Origin of the sequence: Amycolatopsis sp. NPDC059235, from assembly GCF_042754125.1 — a bacterium.
Lineage (GTDB): Bacteria > Actinomycetota > Actinomycetes > Mycobacteriales > Pseudonocardiaceae > Amycolatopsis > Amycolatopsis albidoflava.
The window spans coordinates 1-18624 of record NZ_JBHZAG010000093.1 but is presented as its reverse complement, the minus strand read 5'-3'; the positions used below and the strand labels follow the sequence as shown (position 1 = coordinate 18624).

The 18624-nt window shown below is 68.2% G+C and carries 19 protein-coding genes; 15 read left to right on the top strand and 4 right to left on the bottom strand.

Translation table 11 applies throughout. From position 1 onward, the window contains the following. Positions 1 to 109: 109 nt before the first annotated feature. The gene (locus tag ACFXI3_RS39015) at positions 110 to 676 is read left to right on the top strand and encodes a TetR/AcrR family transcriptional regulator (RefSeq protein WP_344278550.1); all 567 of its coding nucleotides are present in this window, start codon (positions 110 to 112) and stop codon (positions 674 to 676) included. Here ACFXI3_RS39015 and ACFXI3_RS39010 read toward each other — a convergent pair. Beyond that, on the bottom strand, positions 673 to 1269 hold the full coding sequence (locus ACFXI3_RS39010; protein WP_378406477.1) for a TetR/AcrR family transcriptional regulator: 597 nt from the start codon (positions 1267 to 1269) through the stop codon (positions 673 to 675). The two genes, ACFXI3_RS39015 and ACFXI3_RS39010, sit on opposite strands and share 4 nt — an antisense overlap. A gap of 58 nt (positions 1270 to 1327) precedes the next feature. Here ACFXI3_RS39010 and ACFXI3_RS39005 point away from each other — a divergent pair, with 58 nt between their 5' ends. The 4 genes from ACFXI3_RS39005 to ACFXI3_RS38990 all read left to right on the top strand — a co-directional run bounded on the left by ACFXI3_RS39005 (position 1328) and on the right by ACFXI3_RS38990 (position 4366). Beyond that, entirely contained in the window at positions 1328 to 1777 is a 450-nt protein-coding gene (locus tag ACFXI3_RS39005) for an ester cyclase (RefSeq protein ID WP_378406475.1), read from the top strand. Next, positions 1774 to 2199 carry a DUF3237 domain-containing protein gene (locus ACFXI3_RS39000; protein WP_344278541.1) on the top strand — a complete coding sequence of 142 codons (426 nt, stop codon included), beginning with the start codon at positions 1774 to 1776 and terminating at the stop codon, positions 2197 to 2199. The genes ACFXI3_RS39005 and ACFXI3_RS39000 overlap by 4 nt, the downstream gene beginning before the upstream one ends. An 85-nt stretch (positions 2200 to 2284) precedes the next feature. Beyond that, the gene (locus ACFXI3_RS38995) at positions 2285 to 2476 is read left to right on the top strand and encodes a hypothetical protein (protein WP_344278538.1); all 192 of its coding nucleotides are present in this window, start codon (positions 2285 to 2287) and stop codon (positions 2474 to 2476) included. A 111-nt stretch (positions 2477 to 2587) separates the two neighbouring features. Continuing rightward, positions 2588 to 4366 (top strand): glycoside hydrolase family 76 protein, encoded by a 1779-nt coding sequence (locus ACFXI3_RS38990; RefSeq protein WP_378406473.1) that lies wholly within the window; start codon positions 2588 to 2590, stop codon positions 4364 to 4366. Between the two features lie 489 nt (positions 4367 to 4855). On the opposite strand, the gene ACFXI3_RS38985 is transcribed toward ACFXI3_RS38990, so the two are convergent. Then, positions 4856 to 6076, bottom strand: a complete 1221-nt coding sequence (locus tag ACFXI3_RS38985) for an amidohydrolase family protein (RefSeq protein WP_378406471.1) — start codon at positions 6074 to 6076, stop codon at positions 4856 to 4858. 826 nt (positions 6077 to 6902) lie between these two features. On the opposite strand from ACFXI3_RS38985, the gene ACFXI3_RS38980 reads away from it, so the two are divergent. From ACFXI3_RS38980 to ACFXI3_RS38945, 8 genes are all read left to right on the top strand, one after another. Further along, positions 6903 to 7562, top strand: coding sequence for a GntR family transcriptional regulator (locus tag ACFXI3_RS38980; RefSeq protein WP_378406469.1), 660 nt, complete (start codon positions 6903 to 6905; stop codon positions 7560 to 7562). Further along, positions 7559 to 8371 (top strand): carbon-nitrogen family hydrolase, encoded by an 813-nt coding sequence (locus ACFXI3_RS38975; protein ID WP_378406467.1) that lies wholly within the window; start codon positions 7559 to 7561, stop codon positions 8369 to 8371. The genes ACFXI3_RS38980 and ACFXI3_RS38975 overlap by 4 nt, the downstream gene beginning before the upstream one ends. Beyond that, positions 8368 to 9027 (top strand): DUF2848 family protein, encoded by a 660-nt coding sequence (locus ACFXI3_RS38970; protein ID WP_378406465.1) that lies wholly within the window; start codon positions 8368 to 8370, stop codon positions 9025 to 9027. Before ACFXI3_RS38975 ends, ACFXI3_RS38970 begins: the two co-directional genes overlap by 4 nt. Next, complete coding sequence (locus tag ACFXI3_RS38965) at positions 9027 to 10487, top strand: 4-hydroxyphenylacetate 3-hydroxylase family protein (protein WP_378406463.1); 1461 nt, start codon at positions 9027 to 9029, stop codon at positions 10485 to 10487. The genes ACFXI3_RS38970 and ACFXI3_RS38965 overlap by 1 nt, the downstream gene beginning before the upstream one ends. Further along, positions 10484 to 10828 (top strand): cupin domain-containing protein, encoded by a 345-nt coding sequence (locus ACFXI3_RS38960; protein ID WP_037814846.1) that lies wholly within the window; start codon positions 10484 to 10486, stop codon positions 10826 to 10828. The genes ACFXI3_RS38965 and ACFXI3_RS38960 overlap by 4 nt, the downstream gene beginning before the upstream one ends. A 61-nt stretch (positions 10829 to 10889) precedes the next feature. Beyond that, positions 10890 to 11420, top strand: a complete 531-nt coding sequence (locus tag ACFXI3_RS38955) for a flavin reductase family protein (RefSeq protein WP_344278515.1) — start codon at positions 10890 to 10892, stop codon at positions 11418 to 11420. A gap of 108 nt (positions 11421 to 11528) precedes the next feature. After that, a complete protein-coding gene (locus tag ACFXI3_RS38950) occupies positions 11529 to 12869 on the top strand; it encodes an MFS transporter (RefSeq protein WP_378406461.1) in 1341 nt (446 codons plus the stop codon). Continuing rightward, positions 12853 to 13596: a cysteine hydrolase family protein gene (locus ACFXI3_RS38945; protein WP_378406459.1), complete on the top strand. Its 744-nt coding sequence runs from the start codon at positions 12853 to 12855 to the stop codon at positions 13594 to 13596. The genes ACFXI3_RS38950 and ACFXI3_RS38945 overlap by 17 nt, the downstream gene beginning before the upstream one ends. Here ACFXI3_RS38945 and ACFXI3_RS38940 read toward each other — a convergent pair. After that, positions 13580 to 14560 (bottom strand): allophanate hydrolase, encoded by a 981-nt coding sequence (locus ACFXI3_RS38940; RefSeq protein ID WP_378406457.1) that lies wholly within the window; start codon positions 14558 to 14560, stop codon positions 13580 to 13582. The two genes, ACFXI3_RS38945 and ACFXI3_RS38940, sit on opposite strands and share 17 nt — an antisense overlap. Beyond that, positions 14557 to 15510, bottom strand: coding sequence for an allophanate hydrolase subunit 1 (locus tag ACFXI3_RS38935; protein WP_378406455.1), 954 nt, complete (start codon positions 15508 to 15510; stop codon positions 14557 to 14559). Before ACFXI3_RS38935 ends, ACFXI3_RS38940 begins: the two co-directional genes overlap by 4 nt. A gap of 181 nt (positions 15511 to 15691) precedes the next feature. Between ACFXI3_RS38935 and ACFXI3_RS38930 the strand changes: the two genes are divergently transcribed. Continuing rightward, positions 15692 to 17215 (top strand): PucR family transcriptional regulator, encoded by a 1524-nt coding sequence (locus ACFXI3_RS38930; RefSeq protein ID WP_378406453.1) that lies wholly within the window; start codon positions 15692 to 15694, stop codon positions 17213 to 17215. Positions 17216 to 17343: 128 nt separating this feature from the next. Next, positions 17344 to 18509 (top strand): IS3 family transposase gene (locus tag ACFXI3_RS38925; protein WP_378406452.1). Its coding sequence is split into 2 segments (ribosomal slippage): positions 17344 to 17610 and positions 17613 to 18509, totalling 1164 coding nucleotides; the frame shifts between segments, so codons are not numbered across the junction. Positions 18510 to 18624: the final 115 nt, after the last annotated feature.

Genomic DNA, 18624 nt, shown 5'->3' with positions numbered 1-18624 from the left:
GTGTCGAATTCCTCTGCCCGGCAGAACGATTTCCACGAGATCAGGACGCGCCGCCGGGCGGTCCGCCGTCGGAACTAGTCACTGACAAGTCGGTGGCATACTCGATGCCATGGCCCGTCGTTACCATCACGGCGATCTGCGGCAGGCGGTGCTGACCGCGGCTGTCGAGGTGCTCGGCGACTCCGGTCCGGCCGCGGTCAACCTGCGCGACCTCGCCCGCCGGGTCGGGGTCTCGCACGCCGCCCCGGCGCACCACTTCGGCGACCGGTCCGGGCTGCTCACCGCCGTCGCCGCGCAGGGGTTCGACCTGCTCGCGGACACCCTCGAGGAGCTGCCGCCGTCGTCGGACCTGCTCGAGGCCGGGGTCGCGTACGTGTCGTTCGCGGTCGAGCACCGGGCGCACTTCGAGGTCATGTTCCGCCCGGAGCTGCTCCGCGCCGACGATCCGGACCTGCGGGCCGCGCAGGAGCGCAGCAACCAGGCGATGGACTGGGCGATCGCCGGGTTCCGGGACGGAAGCGTCGATCCGGTGGTCGCCGGCGCGGCGGCCTGGTCGCTCGTGCACGGGTTCGCGACGCTGTGGCTGCAGCGCGCGCTGCCCGCGGACGTCGGCGACGACGTCGAAGCGGCTGCTCGCGCGGTGGCGGAATTGCTTGTCCGGGGCGCGAATCCCTAGCCGGCCGTCCGTTCCGGGAGGAGTCGCTCGACCGTGCGGCGGGCGGTGTCCGCGGCAGCGTGGTCGCCGAGCCGCAGTGCGATGTTCGCGGCGGTGAGCACCGCGTCGATCTGGAAAGCGGTGCTCTCGGCGTCGATTTCCGCGATGTGCCGCAATTCCCCGGCGAGCAGCTCGCGCCAGGCTTGCTGCTGGCGCACGAGAAGATCCCGCACGGGGCCCGGTTTGCTGTCGAAGACCGGGAGATTCGCCGCCCAGAAACAACCGCCCGGGAAGAGCGGTTTCCCGGCGTAATCGAGCCAGCGCTCGATCAACGCGGTCAGCCGCGCGAGGCCCGGCGGCTGGTTCGCCGCGGGGCGGAGCACGGCCTCGGCGAAGAGTTCGCGCGCGCCCTCGCTGACCGCGAGCTGAAGGTTTTCCTTCGTGCCGAACAGGGTTTGGATGCCCGCCTTGCTGATCCCGAGGTCGGTGGCGAGCTTGCCGAAACTCAGGCCGTCGAGCCCGTCCACCGACGCGACGTCGACCGCGTGCCGGACGACCGTCTGCCGGGATCGTGCTCCGCGCAGCAACCGTCCGTCTTGTTCGCCCTCGCTCACCGGAATCATCCTGCCACAGGCCCTTGTCAATAAATACGTACGACCGTATGTTTAGTTGATGACCGACTCATGGATGGTTGAGCTGGCCCGCGAGCTGGCCGTGGCGAAGAGCCGCCGGGACGTGCCCGCGGCGCTTCGGCTGATGCACCCCGGGATGCTGCTGGAGACACCGGCCTTCGGCACGAAAGCGCGCGGGCTCGCGGAGAACGAACGGGCGCTGACCCGGTTCTTCGCGTCGTTCCCGGACTACGAGGTGGCGCTGCACGGCCACGCCGCGAACGACGGCACGCTGGTCTGCTGGGGAACGGCGCGGATGACGATGACCGGGGAGCGGTTCGGCGTCCGCCCGGACGGCACCCGCGCTGAACTGCCGGTGTTCATCCAGTTCTCCTTCCAGGACCGGCTGATCGCGGGCGAACGGTTCTTCTTCGACCTGGCGGAGCTGTGTGCGCAGTCGGGCGTCTCGACGGACGCGGTCCGGCGCACCCTGTTCGGAGTCGCGGCATGAACCTCGACGCGCGGGTGCGGGACGTCGGCGAGATCGCCACCCGGTACTTGTTCGACCTGGTCGTGGACCTGAGCCCGCGGGTGGAATTCGGGGACGGACGAGTGTTCTTCGCTTCCGCCGGAGGAACCTTCCACGGGCCGCGGCTGCACGGAGAAGTGCTTCCGGGCGGCGGAGACTGGGCGGTATTCCGGCCGGACGGCACGATGACGCTGGATGTCCGGCTCGCGCTGCGCACCCACGACGGTGCCTTGCTGCACCTGACTTACCGCGGCCGCCGTACGAGCTCGGGCACGTACTTCCGGACGAATCCGCTGTTCGAAACCGGGGCGGAGCAGTACGCGTGGCTCAACGACGTCGTCGGCGTGGGGTCGGGCTATCTGGTGGACGGCGGGGTCGCGTACCGGATCGCCGAGGTCTTGTAGCGGCGCGGGCCGGTGAGCTTCGTCAACGCCGTGCTCCCGCGCGTCATCTCGGCGGCGTGCGCGGCTCGGTGCCATCCTGGGAGGCATGACCCACTACGCGCTGACCCAGTCCGTGGCGATCGCGACCGAGCTCGAGGCCAAGGGATTCCTCGGCACGGTCGGCAAGATCGCCGCCGCCACCATCATCTTCTTCGTCGCGATCGGCCTGATCGTCGGGCTCGTCCTCGGCTATTTCATCGGCCGTTCGGTGGGACGGCGCCAGGGCAGCGGCGGCTGATCGGGTTAACCCGGCTGTCCGGAACGGGACAGAACCGCGCGCGGCCCTTCACCGGCGTCCGCGCGAGTTCTTATCCTGGGCGGAAATTCACCCAGGCGAGGGGACGAGTCCATGCGGACCGTGCTCGTAGTGCTGCTCGTGTTCGCCTCGTTGACCGTCCCGCGTGCGACCGCTGCCGTTTGCGCGCTTTCCTGTGACCCGCTCGATCCGTCCCGAGCCGCGCAAGAGACGTTTCCCTTGCCGGACAAGGACATCAACGGCCGAGTGCTGCGCTTGCACGTCTCCGATTCCGACGGGATGGCCTGGGCCAGCATCGACAACGGCCGCACCGGCGACGCGGTGTGGCTCGACCGGTCGTGGGACGGCGGCGGCACCTGGGACGGCCTGCTGGGCAAAGCGAGCATTCCGGACACGTGGACCGGCACCCGCACGCTCATGTACAACCTCACCGACCCGGTCGGCCACCGCCGCGGCCTGCTCCGAGCCTGCGGAGACGCGCAAGCCGTCGCGTGCACAGCCTGGATCTACCCGACCGTGTGCGACGCCGCCTGCGACGGTTCCGCCCCCGGCACCGGCGACAACCAGCCAGTGGGACCCGCGACCATCTTCGGCCGATCCGTCCGGCTGCACTTCGACGACCGCGGAATGTCCTGGGCCAGCATCGATTCCGGCGGCACCGGCGACGAGATCTGGCTGGACCGGTCCTGGGACGAAGGCGCGACCTGGCCGGACGGCTCGTCACTCGGCCGCACGAGCGTCCCCCTTGGTGCGACCGCGACACAGACCGCGACCTTCGCCGCTCGAGATCCACGCGGACGGATGAACGGCGGCGCCGTTCGAGCGTGCGGCCGGGAAGCCGCTCATCAGGAAGGCGCCTGCACCGCGTGGGCGCGCCCCGCCCAGTCGCGGGTCGCCGCGGGCGTCGACGCCCTGCTGTGGTCGCACGACGTTTACCGCGCCTGGTGGCCGTCGAGCTGGTGGAACTCGGCAGTCGCGGTCACCGCGCTGGCGGATTCCGGAGTTTCCGGCCTGGACCCAGTCCTGGCAAGGATTTTCGACGTGAACCGGAGGGCGTTTCCAGCCGGCGCGCGCAGCTCCGACCCGATCGACGGCGACTTCATCAGCCGAGCCGTCGACGACACCGCATGGTGGGGCCTGGCTTGGCTCGCGGCGTACGACCGTACGCACGATGCGCGATATCTCGCCGAAGCCACGAAAATCGCCGACTATGTGCACGGCTTCTGGGACACCGGCACCTGCGGCGGGGGAGTGTGGTGGGATCGCGAACGGACGTACAAGAACGCCGTCACCAGTGGGCTCTACCTTCGCCTCGCCGCTTCCCTGCACCGTCGCCTGGACGGTGACACCGAATGGCTGGCGCGCGCCCATGAAGCGGGGGATTGGTACCTGCGCAGCGGCCTGATCAACTCGACGGGCTTGGTCAACGACGGCCTCACCTCGGGCTGTGCGAACAACGGCCAGACCGTCTGGACCTACAACCAGGGCCTGGCCATCGGCGGCTTCACCGAACTCTGGCGAGCGACCGGCGATCAGTCCTATCTGGACGCCTCCCGCCGGTTGGCGGACGCGGCGATGACCGGCCTCACTTCGGGCGGGGTGCTGGTAGAATCGTGTGATACCGGCTCGTGCGATGACAATCAGAAGCAATTCAAGGGTATTTTCCTGCGGTATTTCGGCGATTTCGCCGCTGCCGCCGGGCCGTCGGTGTATCAGGATTTCGTGCGGCAGCAGGCGGATTCGGTGTGGTCGCGTGATCGCGACTCGCTGAACCGTTTCGGCGAGCGGTGGGCTGGCGGTGCGTCGAATGTGGTGGATTGGCGGACTCAGGCTTCCGGGTTGGAGGCGTTGATCGCTGCTGCTGGGGGGTAGGTTTTGTTGTGCCGTTTCGTGCTGGGGTCGAGTGCGTGGGTTGGAGATGTTGATTGCTGCCGCCGCGCGGTAGGTTCCGTCGCGCCACGCTCGTGCTGGGGTCGAACGTTGTGTTGTGGGCTCACGCTTCCGGGTTGGAGATGTTGATCGCCGCTGCCGCGCGGGAGGTTCCGTTGCGCCGCAGGTGATAGGGCGAGCGCGGTGGCTTGGTAGGCACAGGTGTCTGGGCTGGAGGCGTTGATCGCTGCTGCTGGGCGGTAGGTTTCGTTGTGCCGCTTGTGTTGGGTCGAGGGTGGTGGGTTGGTGGGCTCACGCGTCCGGGCCAGAGGCGTTGATTGCTGTCGCCGCGCGGTAGGTTCCGTTGCGCCACGCTCGTGCTGGGGTCGAACGTTGTGTTGCGGGCTAAAGCATCTGGGTTGGAGTTGTTGCTGCCGCGCGGGAGGTTCCGTTGCGCCACAGGTGATAGGGCGAGCGTGGTGGCCGGTGGGCTCACGCGTCCGGATCGGAGCCGTTGATCGCGACCGCCGCGGGGGAGGTCCCGTTGCGCCACACGCGCCGGATCGAGAGAGTGTCCGCGATGGTGACCGTCGGGTCGCCGATGACCATCGTGAGGTCCGCGCGGAGACCAGGCTTGATCCGGCCTCGGTCGGTCAGTCCGAAGCGCTTCGCCGGGAGGGAGGTCGCGGCTCGGAGGGCTTCCGGCGGGGTGAATCCTGCCTCCGTGAGGAGTCGCAGTTCGCCGTGCAGGCTGGCGCCGTGGGCCATTCCCGGTGCGCCGAGATGCGCCGCGTCCGTGCCTGCGAGGAGGTCGACCCCGGCTTCCCTGAGCGCGGCGAGTGTTTCCAGCGCGTAGTCGAAGTGCTTGCGGGGACTGGCGGACATCGTGCCGGACAGATTCTCTCGCCACTCCGGCGTCAGCTTGGGGTAAACCCGCCGGTCCTCGGCGAGCCGACGTCCGACGGGCTCGCCGGTGATCGACGCGAGCACCGTCAAGGTGGGAATCACGAAGGTGTCGCTGGCAGCGATCTTCTCGATCAACTCCGCAGTGGGCGGGCGATCGGCGAAGAGATGTGTGAGCCCGTCGACTCCCGCGTCGACGACCTGTTCCACCGTCTCAGCGGTCATCGCGTGCGCCAGCACCATCTTCCCGCGCCGGTGGCTTTCGCGGACCGTCGCCTCGACCAGTTCGGGAGCCAGGCGGGGCAGGGTTTCGCTCCCGAACAGGTGGCCGTCCTCCACCAGGACCTTGAGGTAGTCGGCCCCCTCGGCGATCCTGGCCTCGACAAACCCCGCGATCTCCTCCGCCCGAGTCGCGGTGGGCCACGGCGGGTCGCCTTCGCCCTTCCGCAGCTGATGCGGATGCCCGCCTTCGGGGGTGAGCCCGATGGAGGGAGAACGCACGTCGGCGAGATCATTCGAGGCCGCGGCCATGCGGCGTAACGGAATCATCTGCACCGGCATGGAGAGCATGTCGAATTCCGTGGTGACTCCGAACGTCAGCGCCTGCCGGAGCGACGGCGCGTCGGTGTGCGTGTGCGCGTCGATGAACCCGGGCAGCAGGGTGGCCCCGGTGCCGTCGATGAGCTCGACGCCGTCGGGACGGGTGCCTCCGACGCTCGCGATCCTGCCGTCGGCGACCTCGACGTCCACGATCCCGAGCGAGTTCTCGCCGTCGAAGACGCGTGCGTCGGTGATGACGAAGTGATTCACGGAGACCTCCCGGCAGGGGTGTGCGGTGGTGACTCCGGAACCGTAAGCGGCGATGATCTTGGTGCCAAGAAGGCACTTTTCGGGTAGCTGGTGAGGTCCGGGTAACCGGGAAGGTCAATCAGGAGCAGCGGTTTCGGTCTGATGGGCGGATCCCGCGCGGGTGCTTTCGACGGTGGCATCTCCGCAGAGCGAAACGGACAACCTCGATGGTCCCGCTGTCCTTGGCGCCGAGAAGCCCTTTCGTCGGAAAATCCACTGTGGAATGCCGGATGATCGCGAAGGAAGTGTGCTGCGAAGACAATTCCGCTCCCGGCGTGGTTGCCAGCGTAAAGGTGCTCTCCCGCCACGGCGGGCAATTCGCCCCGCGCGATCCACGTCAGGCCGGTTCGCGGCGATAGTGCCGTACACCTAGGTCACGCATCCGGTGCGCGCGGTTCCAAGCGAGCCGTCCGCAAGGGAGAAACACTATCCCCGCTGACCTATCCGTCTCAGCTCGGCCCGAGAGATCCCTGCCGGTCAGTCGCGGCCCAGCTGGCTTGTCCGGCGGTCCTAGGCCTCACTCGCTCGGCCCGAGAGATCCCTGCCGATCGCCGTGCGCCCGCTGGCTCGTTCGACGGTCCTCGGTCTCACTCGCTCAGCCCGAGAGATCCCCGCCGGTCAGTCGCGCCCCCCGCTGGCTCGCCCGACGGTCCCCGGCCTCACTCGCTCAGCCCGAGAAGCCCGCCGACCAACCGCACCCCCGGCCACCCTCACCACCCGGCACAACCGCCCAACCTCGGCAAACACCCCTTGCCGGCATGCCATGCGTGATGTATACATCTTGTCCATGAGCAGTGTACGACAGGCTGGGCGGGCCGGTTCCGCGCAGGACGTCACCTATCGGTTCCTCAAGCAGCGCATCGCCGAGCTCCCGCGCGACGGCGGGACCTTCCTCACCGAATCGGAGGTCGCCGAGGCGGCCGGGACGTCCCGTACTCCGGTGCGGGAGGCTCTGCTGCGGCTCGAGGCCGAGGGCTTCCTCGAGATCGTGCCGAAGAAGGGCGCGTTCGTGCCGCCGATCTCCGACGCGGAGGTGCGGGCGGTGATGGAGGCGCGCGAGCTCGTCGAGGATTCGTGCGTCCGCAAGCTCGCCGAACGCGTCGACGAGGCCTTCCTCGCCGAGCTGGACGACATTCTCGCGAAGCAGCGCGAAGTGGTCGACGAACCGGTGCGGTTCATCGAGTTCGACCGCGCGTTCCACCGCGCCATCGTGCGGCGGGCGGGGAATCCGGTGCTGGCCGAGTTCTACGAATCGTTGCGGGACCGGCAGGTTCGGATGGGGTTGCGTGCGGTGGCGGGCAGTGAAACCCGCGCCGAAACGGTGCTGGCTGAGCACGCGGCGATCGTCGAAGCGTTGCGCGGCGGCGAGCCGGCGGCGGCTGGAGATGCGCTGGCGAAGCATTTGTCCAGCACGATGACGGCGTTACGGGTCGGGGAGCGGCTGTGAAGGTCGCGCTGGTCCAGCTGGCCAGCCCGCCGGACGAGACGGCCGCGGACCGCCGGGTGCGGGCCGGGCAGCTGGTGGAGTCGGCGCGCGGGGCCGAGCTGGTCGTGCTGCCGGAGTTGTGGGCTGCTGGGTATTTCTCGTTCGACGCGTATCCGGACGAGGCGGAAACCCTCGACGGGCCGACGGTGGCGGCGGGGCGCGAGTGGGCGCGCAGGCTGGGTGCGTATGTGCATCTCGGCAGCCTGGTGGAGCGGGACGCCGCCGGGCGGCTGTTCAATACCGCGGTGTTGCTCGCGCCGGACGGCACGATCGCGCATACCTATCGCAAGGTGCACGTCTTCGGCTATGCCTCGCGCGAGGCGGAATTGCTCACGCCGGGCGAAACACTCAGCGTCGCGGAAACGGAACTCGGGCCGATCGGCGCGACGACCTGCTACGACCTGCGGTTTCCCGAGTTGTGGCGCGGGCTGGTGGACCGCGGCGCGAAGACGGTCGTGGTTCCGGCCGCGTGGCCGGCGGCGCGGCGCGAGCACTGGCGCATGTTCACCTCGTGCCGCGCGGTGGAAGAGCAGGTCTTGGTGATCGCGGTGAACGCGGCCGGCACGCAGCACGGCGGTGTCGAGCTGGCCGGTACCAGCCGGATCGTCGATCCGTGGGGCACCGTGCTGGCGGAGGCGGGCAGCGGCGAGGAAGTGCTGCGCTGCGAAATCGATCAATCCATTGTGGACGCGGTGCGGGCGGAGTTCCCGGTGCTGGCCGATCGGCGGTGGCCGGTGTCCACAGCAGACTTCACGGGAGCGGGAGTATGACCACGATTGTGCTGCACGTCGCGGGAACCGGGGAGGAACTGGCGTTCGCTCCGGCGCGGCTGGTGGTGGCCGGGTACACCGGAAGCGACGAGGCCGCGGTCGAGGAGCACATCGCCGAACTGGCGGCGATCGGCGTGCCGCGGCCGGAATCGGTGCCCGCGTTCTATCACCTGGAACCGGAATTGCTGACGACCGAACCGGTGGTCGGCGTGGGCGCGCCGGGGACGTCCGGCGAGGTCGAGCCGGTGCTGATCCGGCACCAGGGCAGGTATTTCCTCGGCGTCGGGTCCGATCACACCGACCGCGACTTGGAGCGGGACGGCGTCGCACTGTCCAAAGCGGCCTGTCCGAAGCCGCTCGGGGAGGTGGTCGCCGAGATCGGGTCCGAAGTGTCCATTCCGGACTGGGACCGCGTCGTCGCGGACTCCAGTGTGGACGGTTGCCCGTATCAGAAGGGGGAACTGGCCGCGCTGCGGCATCCGGCGGATCTGCTCGACCGGCTCGGTCCGGTCGAGGGCGATTTCGCGCTGTACTGCGGCACTTTGCCGCTGCTCGGCGGCGAGTTCACCTATGGCGCGTACTGGCGCGTCCACCTGGAACTGCCCGGCGGCCCGACCCTGACCCACGCGTACGAAACGAAACAGAGGAGCGAGTGATGCGCAGCGGAGCCGACTATCTGGCCGCACTGAAAGGACCCCGGCGGATCTACCTCGACGGCGCGCCGGTCGAGGACGTCGCCCACCACCCGGCGTTCGCGCCGATCGCGAAGACCGTCGCGGAACTGTTCGACCTCGCGGCCGACCCGGAGTCCGGCATCTCGGTCACCGACCCGGCGACCGGGTCCACAGTGAACCGGCTCTTCACGCCGCCGCGCAGCCGCGAAGACCTGAAGGCATACCGTGAAGCGGCGACCACGTGGGCGCGGCACACGCACGGCTGGGTCGGCCGCAGCCCGGACCATGTCGGCGCGTTCGTCGCGGCGTTCTCCGCGCACCCCGAGGCGTTTTCGCAAGGCGAGCGGGACTTTTCCGCCAACATCGCGGCGTACCACAAGCGCGTGCTGGAGGAGAATCTGTACGTCTCCTACGCGATCATTCCGCCGCAGGTTTCGCGGGCGACCACCGCGCATGCCTGGGAAGGCGACCTGATCCAGGCGGGCGTCGCGGAGGAACGCGAGGACGGCATCGTGATCCGCGGCGCGCAGATGCTGGCGACCGGCGGTGCGGTGGCCGACGAGATCTTCGTGTCCTGCATCAAGCCGCTCGGGCCGGAGGACGCCGACTTCGCGCTCGGCTTCGCGGTTCCCGTTGACGCGGAGGGACTTAAGCTCTACTGCCGCCGTCCGTATGCACCAGCGGCCACGAGCGAATACGACTACCCGCTCACCTCGCGCTACGACGAAACCGACGCACTGGTGGTCTTCGACGACGTCTTCATTCCGTGGGACCGCGTATTCGTCTACCGGGACGTCGCCGGATTGCGGCGACAGTTCTTCGACACCGGAGCGCACGTTTTCGGCAACTGGCAGGCGCAGATCCGGTTTATGGTGAAGACGCAGTTCATCGCCGGGCTCGCGCGCAAGGTCGCGGCGGTCAACGGAGTCGACAAGTTTCCCGGCGTGGTCGAGAAGCTCGGCGAGCTGGCGAGTCTCGCGTCCATTGTGGAATCGGCAGTGCTGGCCGCGGAGTACACCGCGGAACCGGACAGCAACGGCATGTGGCGGCCCGGCTCCCGCGCGGTGTACGGCGCGATGGGACTTCAGGCCGAGCTGTACCCGCGGCTGCTGGCGATCCTGCGCGACCTGGTCGGCGGCGGGGTGCTGCAGGTGCCCTCCAGCGTCGCGGACCTGACGAACCCGGAGACCCGCGCCGATATCGACAAATACATTTACAGCCCGTCCGCGCCCGCGGAGGAGCGGGTGAAGCTGTTCAAGCTCGCCTGGGACGTCGTCGGCAGCGAGTTCGCCGGACGCCATCACCAGTACGAGATGTTCTACGCCGGCGCGCCGTTCGTGGTGAAGGGCTACGCCTACCGCAACTACGGCTTCGACGGCACGCTCGCCGACATCGACGCCTTCCTCTCCAGCTACGACCTCGACGGAGCGATCACCCGATGAACAAACCGGAACACGAATTCTTCCCGGTGACCGACGTCGCTTTCACGGTGTGCCCTGGCGACGACCCGAAGATCACCGAGCGGATTCTCGCCAAAGACCCGGAAACCGGCGTCGCCACCCGGATCCTGCGTTACGAACCGGGTGCCGATTCGACGCCGATGGGCGTGCAGAAACACGATTTCTGGGAGGAGGTCTATATTCTCGAGGGCTCCTTCACCGACCTCACGCTCGGCCGCACGTTCACCGCGGGGATGTACGCCTGCCGTCCGCCGGGCATGCCGCACGGCCCGTGGCGGACCGACGAGGGGGTCGTCACGTTCGAGGTCCGCTACCCCGCCTGAACCCGCTCGTGGGCGCTTGCCGCGGTGAGCGCCCACGAGACCCTCTCAAGGGAGAACTCCCATGCTTACCACTTCGTCGACTTCCTCGGCCGAGGTCGACCCGATGACGATGCGCCGCACGATGGGGCGTTTCGCCACCGGCGTCGCGGTGGTCACCACCCGGGCGGCGGGGGTGCCGCACGGGATGACCGTCAACTCGCTGACGTCGGTTTCGCTCGACCCGCCGCTCCTGCTGGTGTGCCTGACGACCGGCGCGCGCAGCACCGACGCGGTCATCGAGGCGGGCCGGTTCGCGGTCAACATCCTGTCCGCGCGCCAGGAACAGCTCGCGCTTCGCTTCGCCCGCCGCGGCGAGGACCACTTCGCCGGGCTGGACGTGACCGAGGGCCGCCACCGCGTTCCGGTGATCCCGGACGCCTTCGCGCACCTCGAATGCGACGTCGAGCGCCATCTCGTCGCCGGCGACCACGTGGTCGTGTTCGGGCACGTGCGCAGCGTGTGCGAGCGCGACGGCGAACCGCTGGCGTTCCACGGGGGACGGTTCGCGGACCTCGCTGACCGGGCCAACGAGCCCGTGCACTGGTTCTTCTGAAGCAGTTCCCAGGGGGGAACCCGCCTCGGTGGCTGCGCCAACAGCCACCGAGGCTTCCGGTACCAGCACTTCATCCGCGTCACGGACCCTCCGACCACAGGAGCCGAAATGGCCGATACCTCTCGCGAACGTAACAGAAAACGCCCGCACACGCGGCTGGGGGTGGTGGCGGCCTCAAGTCTCGCCGGCACCGCCGTCGAATGGTACGACTTCTTTCTGTACGGCACCGCGTCCACTTTGGTCTTCAACAAACTGTACTTTCCTTCGCACGACCCATTGGTCGGCACGGTTCTCGCCTTCGCGACTTACGCGGTCGGCTTCCTCGCCCGGCCGCTGGGCGCGGTGGTGCTCGGCCATCTCGGCGATCGCAAGGGACGGCGGTCGACGCTCATCGCCAGCCTGCTGCTGATGGGTGCGTCGACTTTCTTGATCGCTCTGCTGCCCACCTACGAGGCGGTCGGCGTCCTTGCGCCGCTGCTGCTCGTCGTTTGCCGTCTGGTGCAAGGGTTTGCGCTCGGCGGCGAGTGGGGCGGAGCGGTGCTGCTGGTGTCCGAGCACGGCGGCAGTGCGCGTCGGGCTTTCTGGTCTTCGTGGCCGAATGTCGGGCCGCCGCTGGGAAACCTGCTCGCTGCCGGAGTGCTGGCAGTGCTCGGCGGGGTGATGCCCTCGGCGCAGTTCCTGTCGTGGGGCTGGCGGATCGCGTTCGGACTGTCGGCGGTGCTGGTTTTGATCGGGTTGTGGCTGCGGCTTTATGTCGCGGAGACTCCGTTGTTCAAGGATGCTCCGAAGCCTAAGGGCCTGCCTGCCGGTGTGGTGGTCCGCAAGCATTGGCGCAGTGTGCTTCTCGCCGCTGCGACGCGGTTCGGGGAGAATGCCGGGTTCTATCTGTTCTCGCTGTTCGTCATCACTTACGTCACGACTGTGCTCAAAATGGACAGTTCGGTCGGGTTGACGGCAGTGCTGGTCGGGCAGGCGTGCGCGGTGGTGACGATCCCGCTGTTCGCCCTGCTGGCCGACCGGATCGGACGACGGCCGATCTACGTGGTGGCTTCGGTGGCGACGATCGTGTGGGCGTTCGTGTTCTTCGCGCTGGTCGACACGCGGAATCCGGGCTTGATCACGGTCGCGGTGGCCGGCGGGTTGCTGATCTTCGCCGCGTACAGCTCGGTGATCGGGGCGTTCTTCGCGGAGTTGTTCCCGACTGAGGTGCGGTACTCCGGGGTTTCGCTGGCCTACAACCTGGCGTCGGTGCTGGCGGGCTCGCTCGCGCCGATCATCGCGATCGGGTTGTACGCGAAGTTCGGCACGGGGTACGCGATCGGGGTTTATCTGGCGGTGATGGGGTTGATTTCGCTCGTGGCTTCGCTGCTGGCCAAGGAGACGAAGTCGGTGGACCTTGGTGCGGTGGATGGGAAAGCGAAGGAGGAAGTTCGTGCACCCGTTGAATGAGTATTTGGAAGTTTACGGTCGTGGCGAGGAGGACCTTCTGGACGGCGAGCGCGAGCAGATCGCGGCCGCCGACGCCGATTACGACACGGACAAACACTGGGCGTTCGAGATCAAGCCCGAGGAGTGCGCGCTGATCGTGGTGGACCTCCAGGAGGATTTCGTCCGCCCGGACGGGCCGATGAGGGTGCCGGAGGCGTACCGGCAGCTGCCGCGGGTGCAGGCGCTGATCGAGGCGTGCCGGGCGGCCGGGGTGCCGGTGCTCTACACCGAGCACACCATCGCTCAGGATGTCGCGCACGATTTCCCCGCCTTCTGGCCGCCGATCGCGAGCGGTGCGATCGCGGAGGGAACGCCTGGAGCGAAGCTGTATCACGGGTTGAAGCCGCGCGACGACGAGCGCGTGATTTCCGCGAAGCACACCTACGATTCCTTCGCGGGCACGGATCTCGACTACGCGTTGCGATGCCAAGGAATCCGGACTCTGATCGTGTGCGGCACGCTCACCAACTTCTGCTGCGAATCCACCGCTCGAACCGGATACTTTCTCGGCTACCACATCGTGTTCGGTTCGGACGTCAACGCGACCGACAACGCCGAAGCACACCGCGCCACCCTCCGCACCATTCGACGCGGCTTCGGCCGCGTAATGGACCACCAAGCGATCATGACCGCGCTGAGCGAAGGCGACACCCTTCATCACGAAGCAAAACTCAAGACAGCGCCTTGACATCCAGCAACTGATTCACATGCGCGGTGAGCGCCGCGGCCTGGTCGAGATCGATCTCCCGGAACGTCACCGTGTCCCGGCCAGGCCGGAGCTGCCCGACCTTCCACAACGAGGCCGACGCGACAGTGGCGATCACCGCGAATCCGCCCGAGGTATTGCTGTCCGGGCCCAGCACGGTGAGCACGTCGCCGTAGGCCAGGATGCCGCCGGGCGGGTAGCTGGAGTCCAAGAGGTTCGACGGGTGCCCGCCCGCCGCGTCGCCGGACGGGCGGGCCCAGCGGAAGCGGTGCGGGTTGAACCGGATGCCCACCCGGTCCGAGCTCAGGTCGCAGCGCCACGACGCGGCCAGGAAGTCGGCGAAATCCTCCGCGGTCAGGAAATCCGGATCGGCGTGCGGGCCGCGGAGGATTTCGATTTCCCAGGCGGTCGGGTACGTCGGGCGCAGGGAGACCGGGAGGAGGCGCGGGCGGGAAGGAGCAGCCGGGAAAGTGTCGAGGATGTCCGCGCGTTCCAGGGCTCGGCCGTCGAGGCCGCCGATTCCGGCGAGCAGGAAGGTCGAGCGCGAGCCGAAGACCTCTGGCACGGCGATGCCGCCGGACAGCGCCAGGTACAGCCGGTGTCCGGGGCCGCGCAGTACTTCGCAGGCCAACACGTCGCCGGTCTCTACGGGGACCGATTCCCATTGCGGGATGGGGGATCCGTTGAGCGTGACGGTGGTTTCCGGTCCGGTGACGGCGATTCGGCCGGGGGTTAGGACACCTGCTTGGAATCGACCGAGCGGGATCTCCAAAGCGGCTGCGCCGGGGCGGTTGCCGACTAGAAGATTCGCGAGGCGGAAGGCGAGCGAATCGACGGGGCCGGAAGGGAAGAAGCCGAGTGATTGCCTGCCGCGCCGGCCCGGATAGTCCTGCACGGTGGTTTGCAGGCCGGGTTCCAGCACTTCTAATGCCGCGGTCTGAGTCACGGGATTTTCACCAGTTCCTGCGCGGCGACGCGGTCCGCGCGCCGTTTGGCCGCCTCGGCGGCGATGGCCGGATCGGCTTGGACGGCGAGGTGGTCGGCGACCGCGTACCGGCCCGGTTCGATGTCGTAGTCGTAGCGGCCCTCGAAGACCTGCCTGCGCAATTCGATCAGTTCCGCCTCTTCGACGCGATAGAAGGAAATCCGGTCGCCGGGGTGGATCAGGATCGGGTCCGCGCGGTGTGCGCGCGGACGGCGGACGAGGTCGCAGATCGGCAGCGTCCGGCCGAAAAGCTGGTACGAGCCGGGCGATTCGATCGGATGGACGACCAGGCACGGGCCGCCGAAAGCGACGGCGCCTTCGGGCGTCCAGGAGCGCGCCGGGTTGTATTTCGGGGCTACCAATTCGGAACGCGGGTCGAGGGGGAGCAGCGAAGGCAGGCCGGGGTAGAAGCCGGTGAACGCGTTCCACCACTCGGATTCCAGGATCCGCGAATACAGCGCCTCGCGGTTCGGCAGGCCATTGGAGCGCACGAGATAGTCGACGTTGTTGCCGTCGAGGACGTTCGGCGCGTCCGGGCGCGTGGTGATCTGGTAGCGTTCCACGGCCTCGCGCGAGGTCGAATCGTCGAACGCGATCGGGAGTTTCACGCGGCGGCTCGGCAGGACGAGCGAGCCGGGCTCGGGGATTTCCCGGTGCAGCCGGTCCATGGCGGCGATCACGGCGTCGTGCTGGATCGTTTCCGGGTCGTAGTGCACGAGCAGCGAACGCAGTCCCGGCGCGACTTCCAGCACTCCGCGCACCGGGTTTTCCTCCAGGCGCCGCGCGGAGGCGTGCGCGAAGAAATTGAGCCCGAGGTCGACCGGCAGCGGCGGTCCGTATTCGACGAGCAGCGCACGATCGCCCGCGGTCCGGTACGTGACGTCCGGCCGGGCCGGGGCGGGTGCGGGCATCGAGATCTCTTTCCGTTGTGCCGCCGGACATCCGCGGGCGGGGAAGTCCGATCGGGACGGTTTCTACCCACCGGCGCCGGGTTTTGTCCAGAACGTTGGTTCGTCCGGGTGGCGATCGCCCGGCAGCGACGCGGGCCGCCGGTTACACTTCCGGCCGCCCGATCCGTCCCCGGGAGACACCATGCCGCTTACCGTCCAGATGCTGCTCGAACGCGGCGAACACGGTCTCGAACTCGCCGCCGAGGGTGCGCATGGTGCGCTCGAGAAGGCGATTACTTGGGCGTTGATCAGCGAGCTGCCGGATCCGTCGCCGTATCTCGAGGGCGGCGAGCTGGTGCTTACCACTGGATCCCGGCTTGCGCTGGGGGAGGCGGCCAGCCGGGAGTACGTGGGCCGGCTCGTTGCCGGTGGGGCGGTGGCGCTGGGGTTCGGGGCCAGTTCGTTCTATCAGAATGTGCCTGGGGCGCTGGTCGAGGCTGCTGGCGAGGCGGGGTTGCCGGTGCTGGCGGTGCCTGCGACTACGCGGTTCGCGGCGCTGAGCCGGCTTGTCGCGGGGCATCTGTCTGACGAGCGGCAGCGGGAGTTGAATTACGCGGTTTCGGCGCAGCGGGATTTGACTCGGGCGTCGTTGTCGCCGTACTCGGCTCGGGCGATCGCGGAGCGGTTGGCCAAGGCGGTGCGGGGGTGGACGTTGCTGCTGGACGCTGCCGGCGGGTTCCGGGCCGGGGTGCCTGCGGCGCGGATGCATGTGGCGCGGGTGCGGATCGAGTTGCCGCGGCTGCGGGATCGGGCCAATTCGGCGAGTCTCAGCATGACTATCGCGGGGGAGTCCGTCGTGGTGCTGCCGCTCGCGGTGCGGGGGCGGGTGCAGGGGTTTCTCGTGGTGGGGCGGTCTACTCCGCTTACTACTGCTGAGCAGGCGATTGTTACTACTGCGGTGTCGTTGTTGTGCGCTGAGTTGCACAGTGCGCGCGGGGTGCTTGACAGCGAGCGGCAGCATCGGTTGGCGGTGTTCAAGGCCGCGGTGGCTGGGGATGTCGGGCTGGCTACCGCTATCGGGGAGGCATTGGACACCGATTTTCCGGAGGGGGATCTTCGGGTGGCGATTTTAGGGGTTCCTTCCGGGCATGAGCGGGAGCTGCTCGAACATGCCGAGGGGGATCACGGGTTGCGGAGTCTGCGGGCGTTGGTGGCTGAGTGGGAGCGGGGGCGGGTGGTGGTGTTGATGCCGCCTGCTGAGGGGGATACGCGGACGTTGGAAGCGTTGTTGCGGCGGATTCCGTTGGCTCGGGGGGCGGTTAGCGATCCGACTCCTCCTGGGGAGTTGGCTGCTGCTTGGGAGCAGGTGCGGTCGGTGTTTACCAGTTCGCCTGGGGACGCCGGGGTGCTTACTTGCGCTGGGGATGTGGCTACTAGCGGGTTGATGCGGTATCTCGACAATGACGAGGTGCGGGGGTGGGCTCGGGCGTTGCTGGAGCCGGTTACCGATAAGACTGGTGCGGCGAAGATCGATTTGCGGCATACGTTGCGGACGTTCCTGGCGCATAACGGGCAGTCGGATGCTTCGGCTACGGCGTTGGGGATTCATCGGCATACGTTGCGGTATCGGATGGGGAAGGTGGCCGAGGCGTTGGGGCGGGAGGTGGATGATCCGGCTGTTCGGGCGGAGTTGTGGATCGCTTTGCAGTTGGATGATCAGTTGTGAAGCTGCTCGTCGCCTGGCGGCGACATTGCGCACGGGCGGGGCCCACACCCCGAAGCTTGATTGTGTGAGGTTCCCCCGGTGTGCCGGACACTCTGATCCTTGGCTTTGGCCTGGGGAAGGATGTGTTTGTGTCTGGTTCGTCGAGGTATCCGGAAGAGTTCCGGCGGGATGCGGTCGCGTTGGTGCGGTCGGCGTCGCGTCCGTTGGCGCAGGTGGCTCGTGAGCTGGGGGTGAATCACGAGACCTTGCGGACGTGGGTGCGGGCGGCCGACCGCGCCGAGAGCGCGGCCGCGTCGGGCGGCGAGACGGCGGAGCGGGAGCTGCGCGCGTTGCGCAAGCGGGTGGCGGAGCTGGAGAAGGAAAAGGAGATCCTGCGGAAAGCGGCCGCCTATTTCGCGCAGGAGATGGATCGTTGACCCGCAACTACCGGTTCATCTCCGCCCACCGCGACACCTACGGTGTCGCCCGGCTGTGCCGAGTCCTCGGGGTCCGCCGCCCGGGGTACTACGAATGGCTCGCCGCCGCCCCTGCCCGCGACCGGCGGGCCGCGGCCGAGGACCGGCTGGCGGGCGAGATCGCCGGGATCCACGCCGCCCACCGGGGCGCCTACGGCAGCCCGCGCGTCACCGCCGAACTGCGGCGACAGGGCTGGGCGGTCAACCACAAGAAGGTCGAGCGGGTCATGCGCGAACGCGGCATCACGGGGATCACCCGGCACCGGTCCCGGTCGCTGACCCGGCCGGACAAGACCGCGGCGGCACCGGACCTGATCGGCCGCGACTTCACCGCCGACGCCCCCGGCGAACGGCTGGTCGGGGACATCACCTACCTGCCCACCGAAGAAGGCTGGCTGTATCTCGCGACCGTGCTCGACCTGCACACCCGCGAAATCGTCGGCCACGCCCTCGCCGAGCACATGCGCGCCGACCTGGTCTGCGACGCGATCACCCTCGCCGCCGACCGCGGCCTGACCGGCCCCGGCGCGGTGTTCCACTCCGACCGCGGCACCCAATACGCCTCAACCGAATTCCGCGCCGCCCTGACCGCGCTCGGGATCCGCCCGTCGATGGGCAGGACCGGGTCCTGCTACGACAACGCCGCCGCCGAATCCTTCTTCGCCACCCTCAAAACCGAAATCGGCACCCGCACCTGGCCCACCCGAAACCAAGCCAGACAAGCAGTATTCGCCTACCTCGCCTACTACAACCACCACCGCCTGCACTCCACCCTCGACTACCGAACACCACAGGAAACCCGCACCCACTACAGTCCACGCAACACCCACGCAGCATGAAACCCGGTGTCCGGTCCCCGGGGGAAACCTCAGTGACTACGGCGCGGGGGGGGGGGGGGTTGGGGGGGTTTTTTGGTTTGGATAAAACCCCCCCCCCCGGGGTTGGGGTGGTTTG

Coding starts and splice junctions, on each gene's coding strand:
- ACFXI3_RS39005 (WP_378406475.1), top strand. CDS start 1,328: ATGACCGACTCATGGATGGTTGAGCTGGCCCGCGAGCTGGCCGTGGCG.
- ACFXI3_RS38930 (WP_378406453.1), top strand. CDS start 15,692: ATGCCGCTTACCGTCCAGATGCTGCTCGAACGCGGCGAACACGGTCTC.
- ACFXI3_RS38950 (WP_378406461.1), top strand. CDS start 11,529: ATGGCCGATACCTCTCGCGAACGTAACAGAAAACGCCCGCACACGCGG.
- ACFXI3_RS38990 (WP_378406473.1), top strand. CDS start 2,588: ATGCGGACCGTGCTCGTAGTGCTGCTCGTGTTCGCCTCGTTGACCGTC.
- ACFXI3_RS39015 (WP_344278550.1), top strand. CDS start 110: ATGGCCCGTCGTTACCATCACGGCGATCTGCGGCAGGCGGTGCTGACC.
- ACFXI3_RS38995 (WP_344278538.1), top strand. CDS start 2,285: ATGACCCACTACGCGCTGACCCAGTCCGTGGCGATCGCGACCGAGCTC.
- ACFXI3_RS38935 (WP_378406455.1), bottom strand. CDS start 15,510: ATGCCCGCACCCGCCCCGGCCCGGCCGGACGTCACGTACCGGACCGCG.
- ACFXI3_RS38965 (WP_378406463.1), top strand. CDS start 9,027: ATGCGCAGCGGAGCCGACTATCTGGCCGCACTGAAAGGACCCCGGCGG.
- ACFXI3_RS39000 (WP_344278541.1), top strand. CDS start 1,774: ATGAACCTCGACGCGCGGGTGCGGGACGTCGGCGAGATCGCCACCCGG.
- ACFXI3_RS38970 (WP_378406465.1), top strand. CDS start 8,368: ATGACCACGATTGTGCTGCACGTCGCGGGAACCGGGGAGGAACTGGCG.
- ACFXI3_RS38955 (WP_344278515.1), top strand. CDS start 10,890: ATGCTTACCACTTCGTCGACTTCCTCGGCCGAGGTCGACCCGATGACG.
- ACFXI3_RS38980 (WP_378406469.1), top strand. CDS start 6,903: ATGAGCAGTGTACGACAGGCTGGGCGGGCCGGTTCCGCGCAGGACGTC.
- ACFXI3_RS38960 (WP_037814846.1), top strand. CDS start 10,484: ATGAACAAACCGGAACACGAATTCTTCCCGGTGACCGACGTCGCTTTC.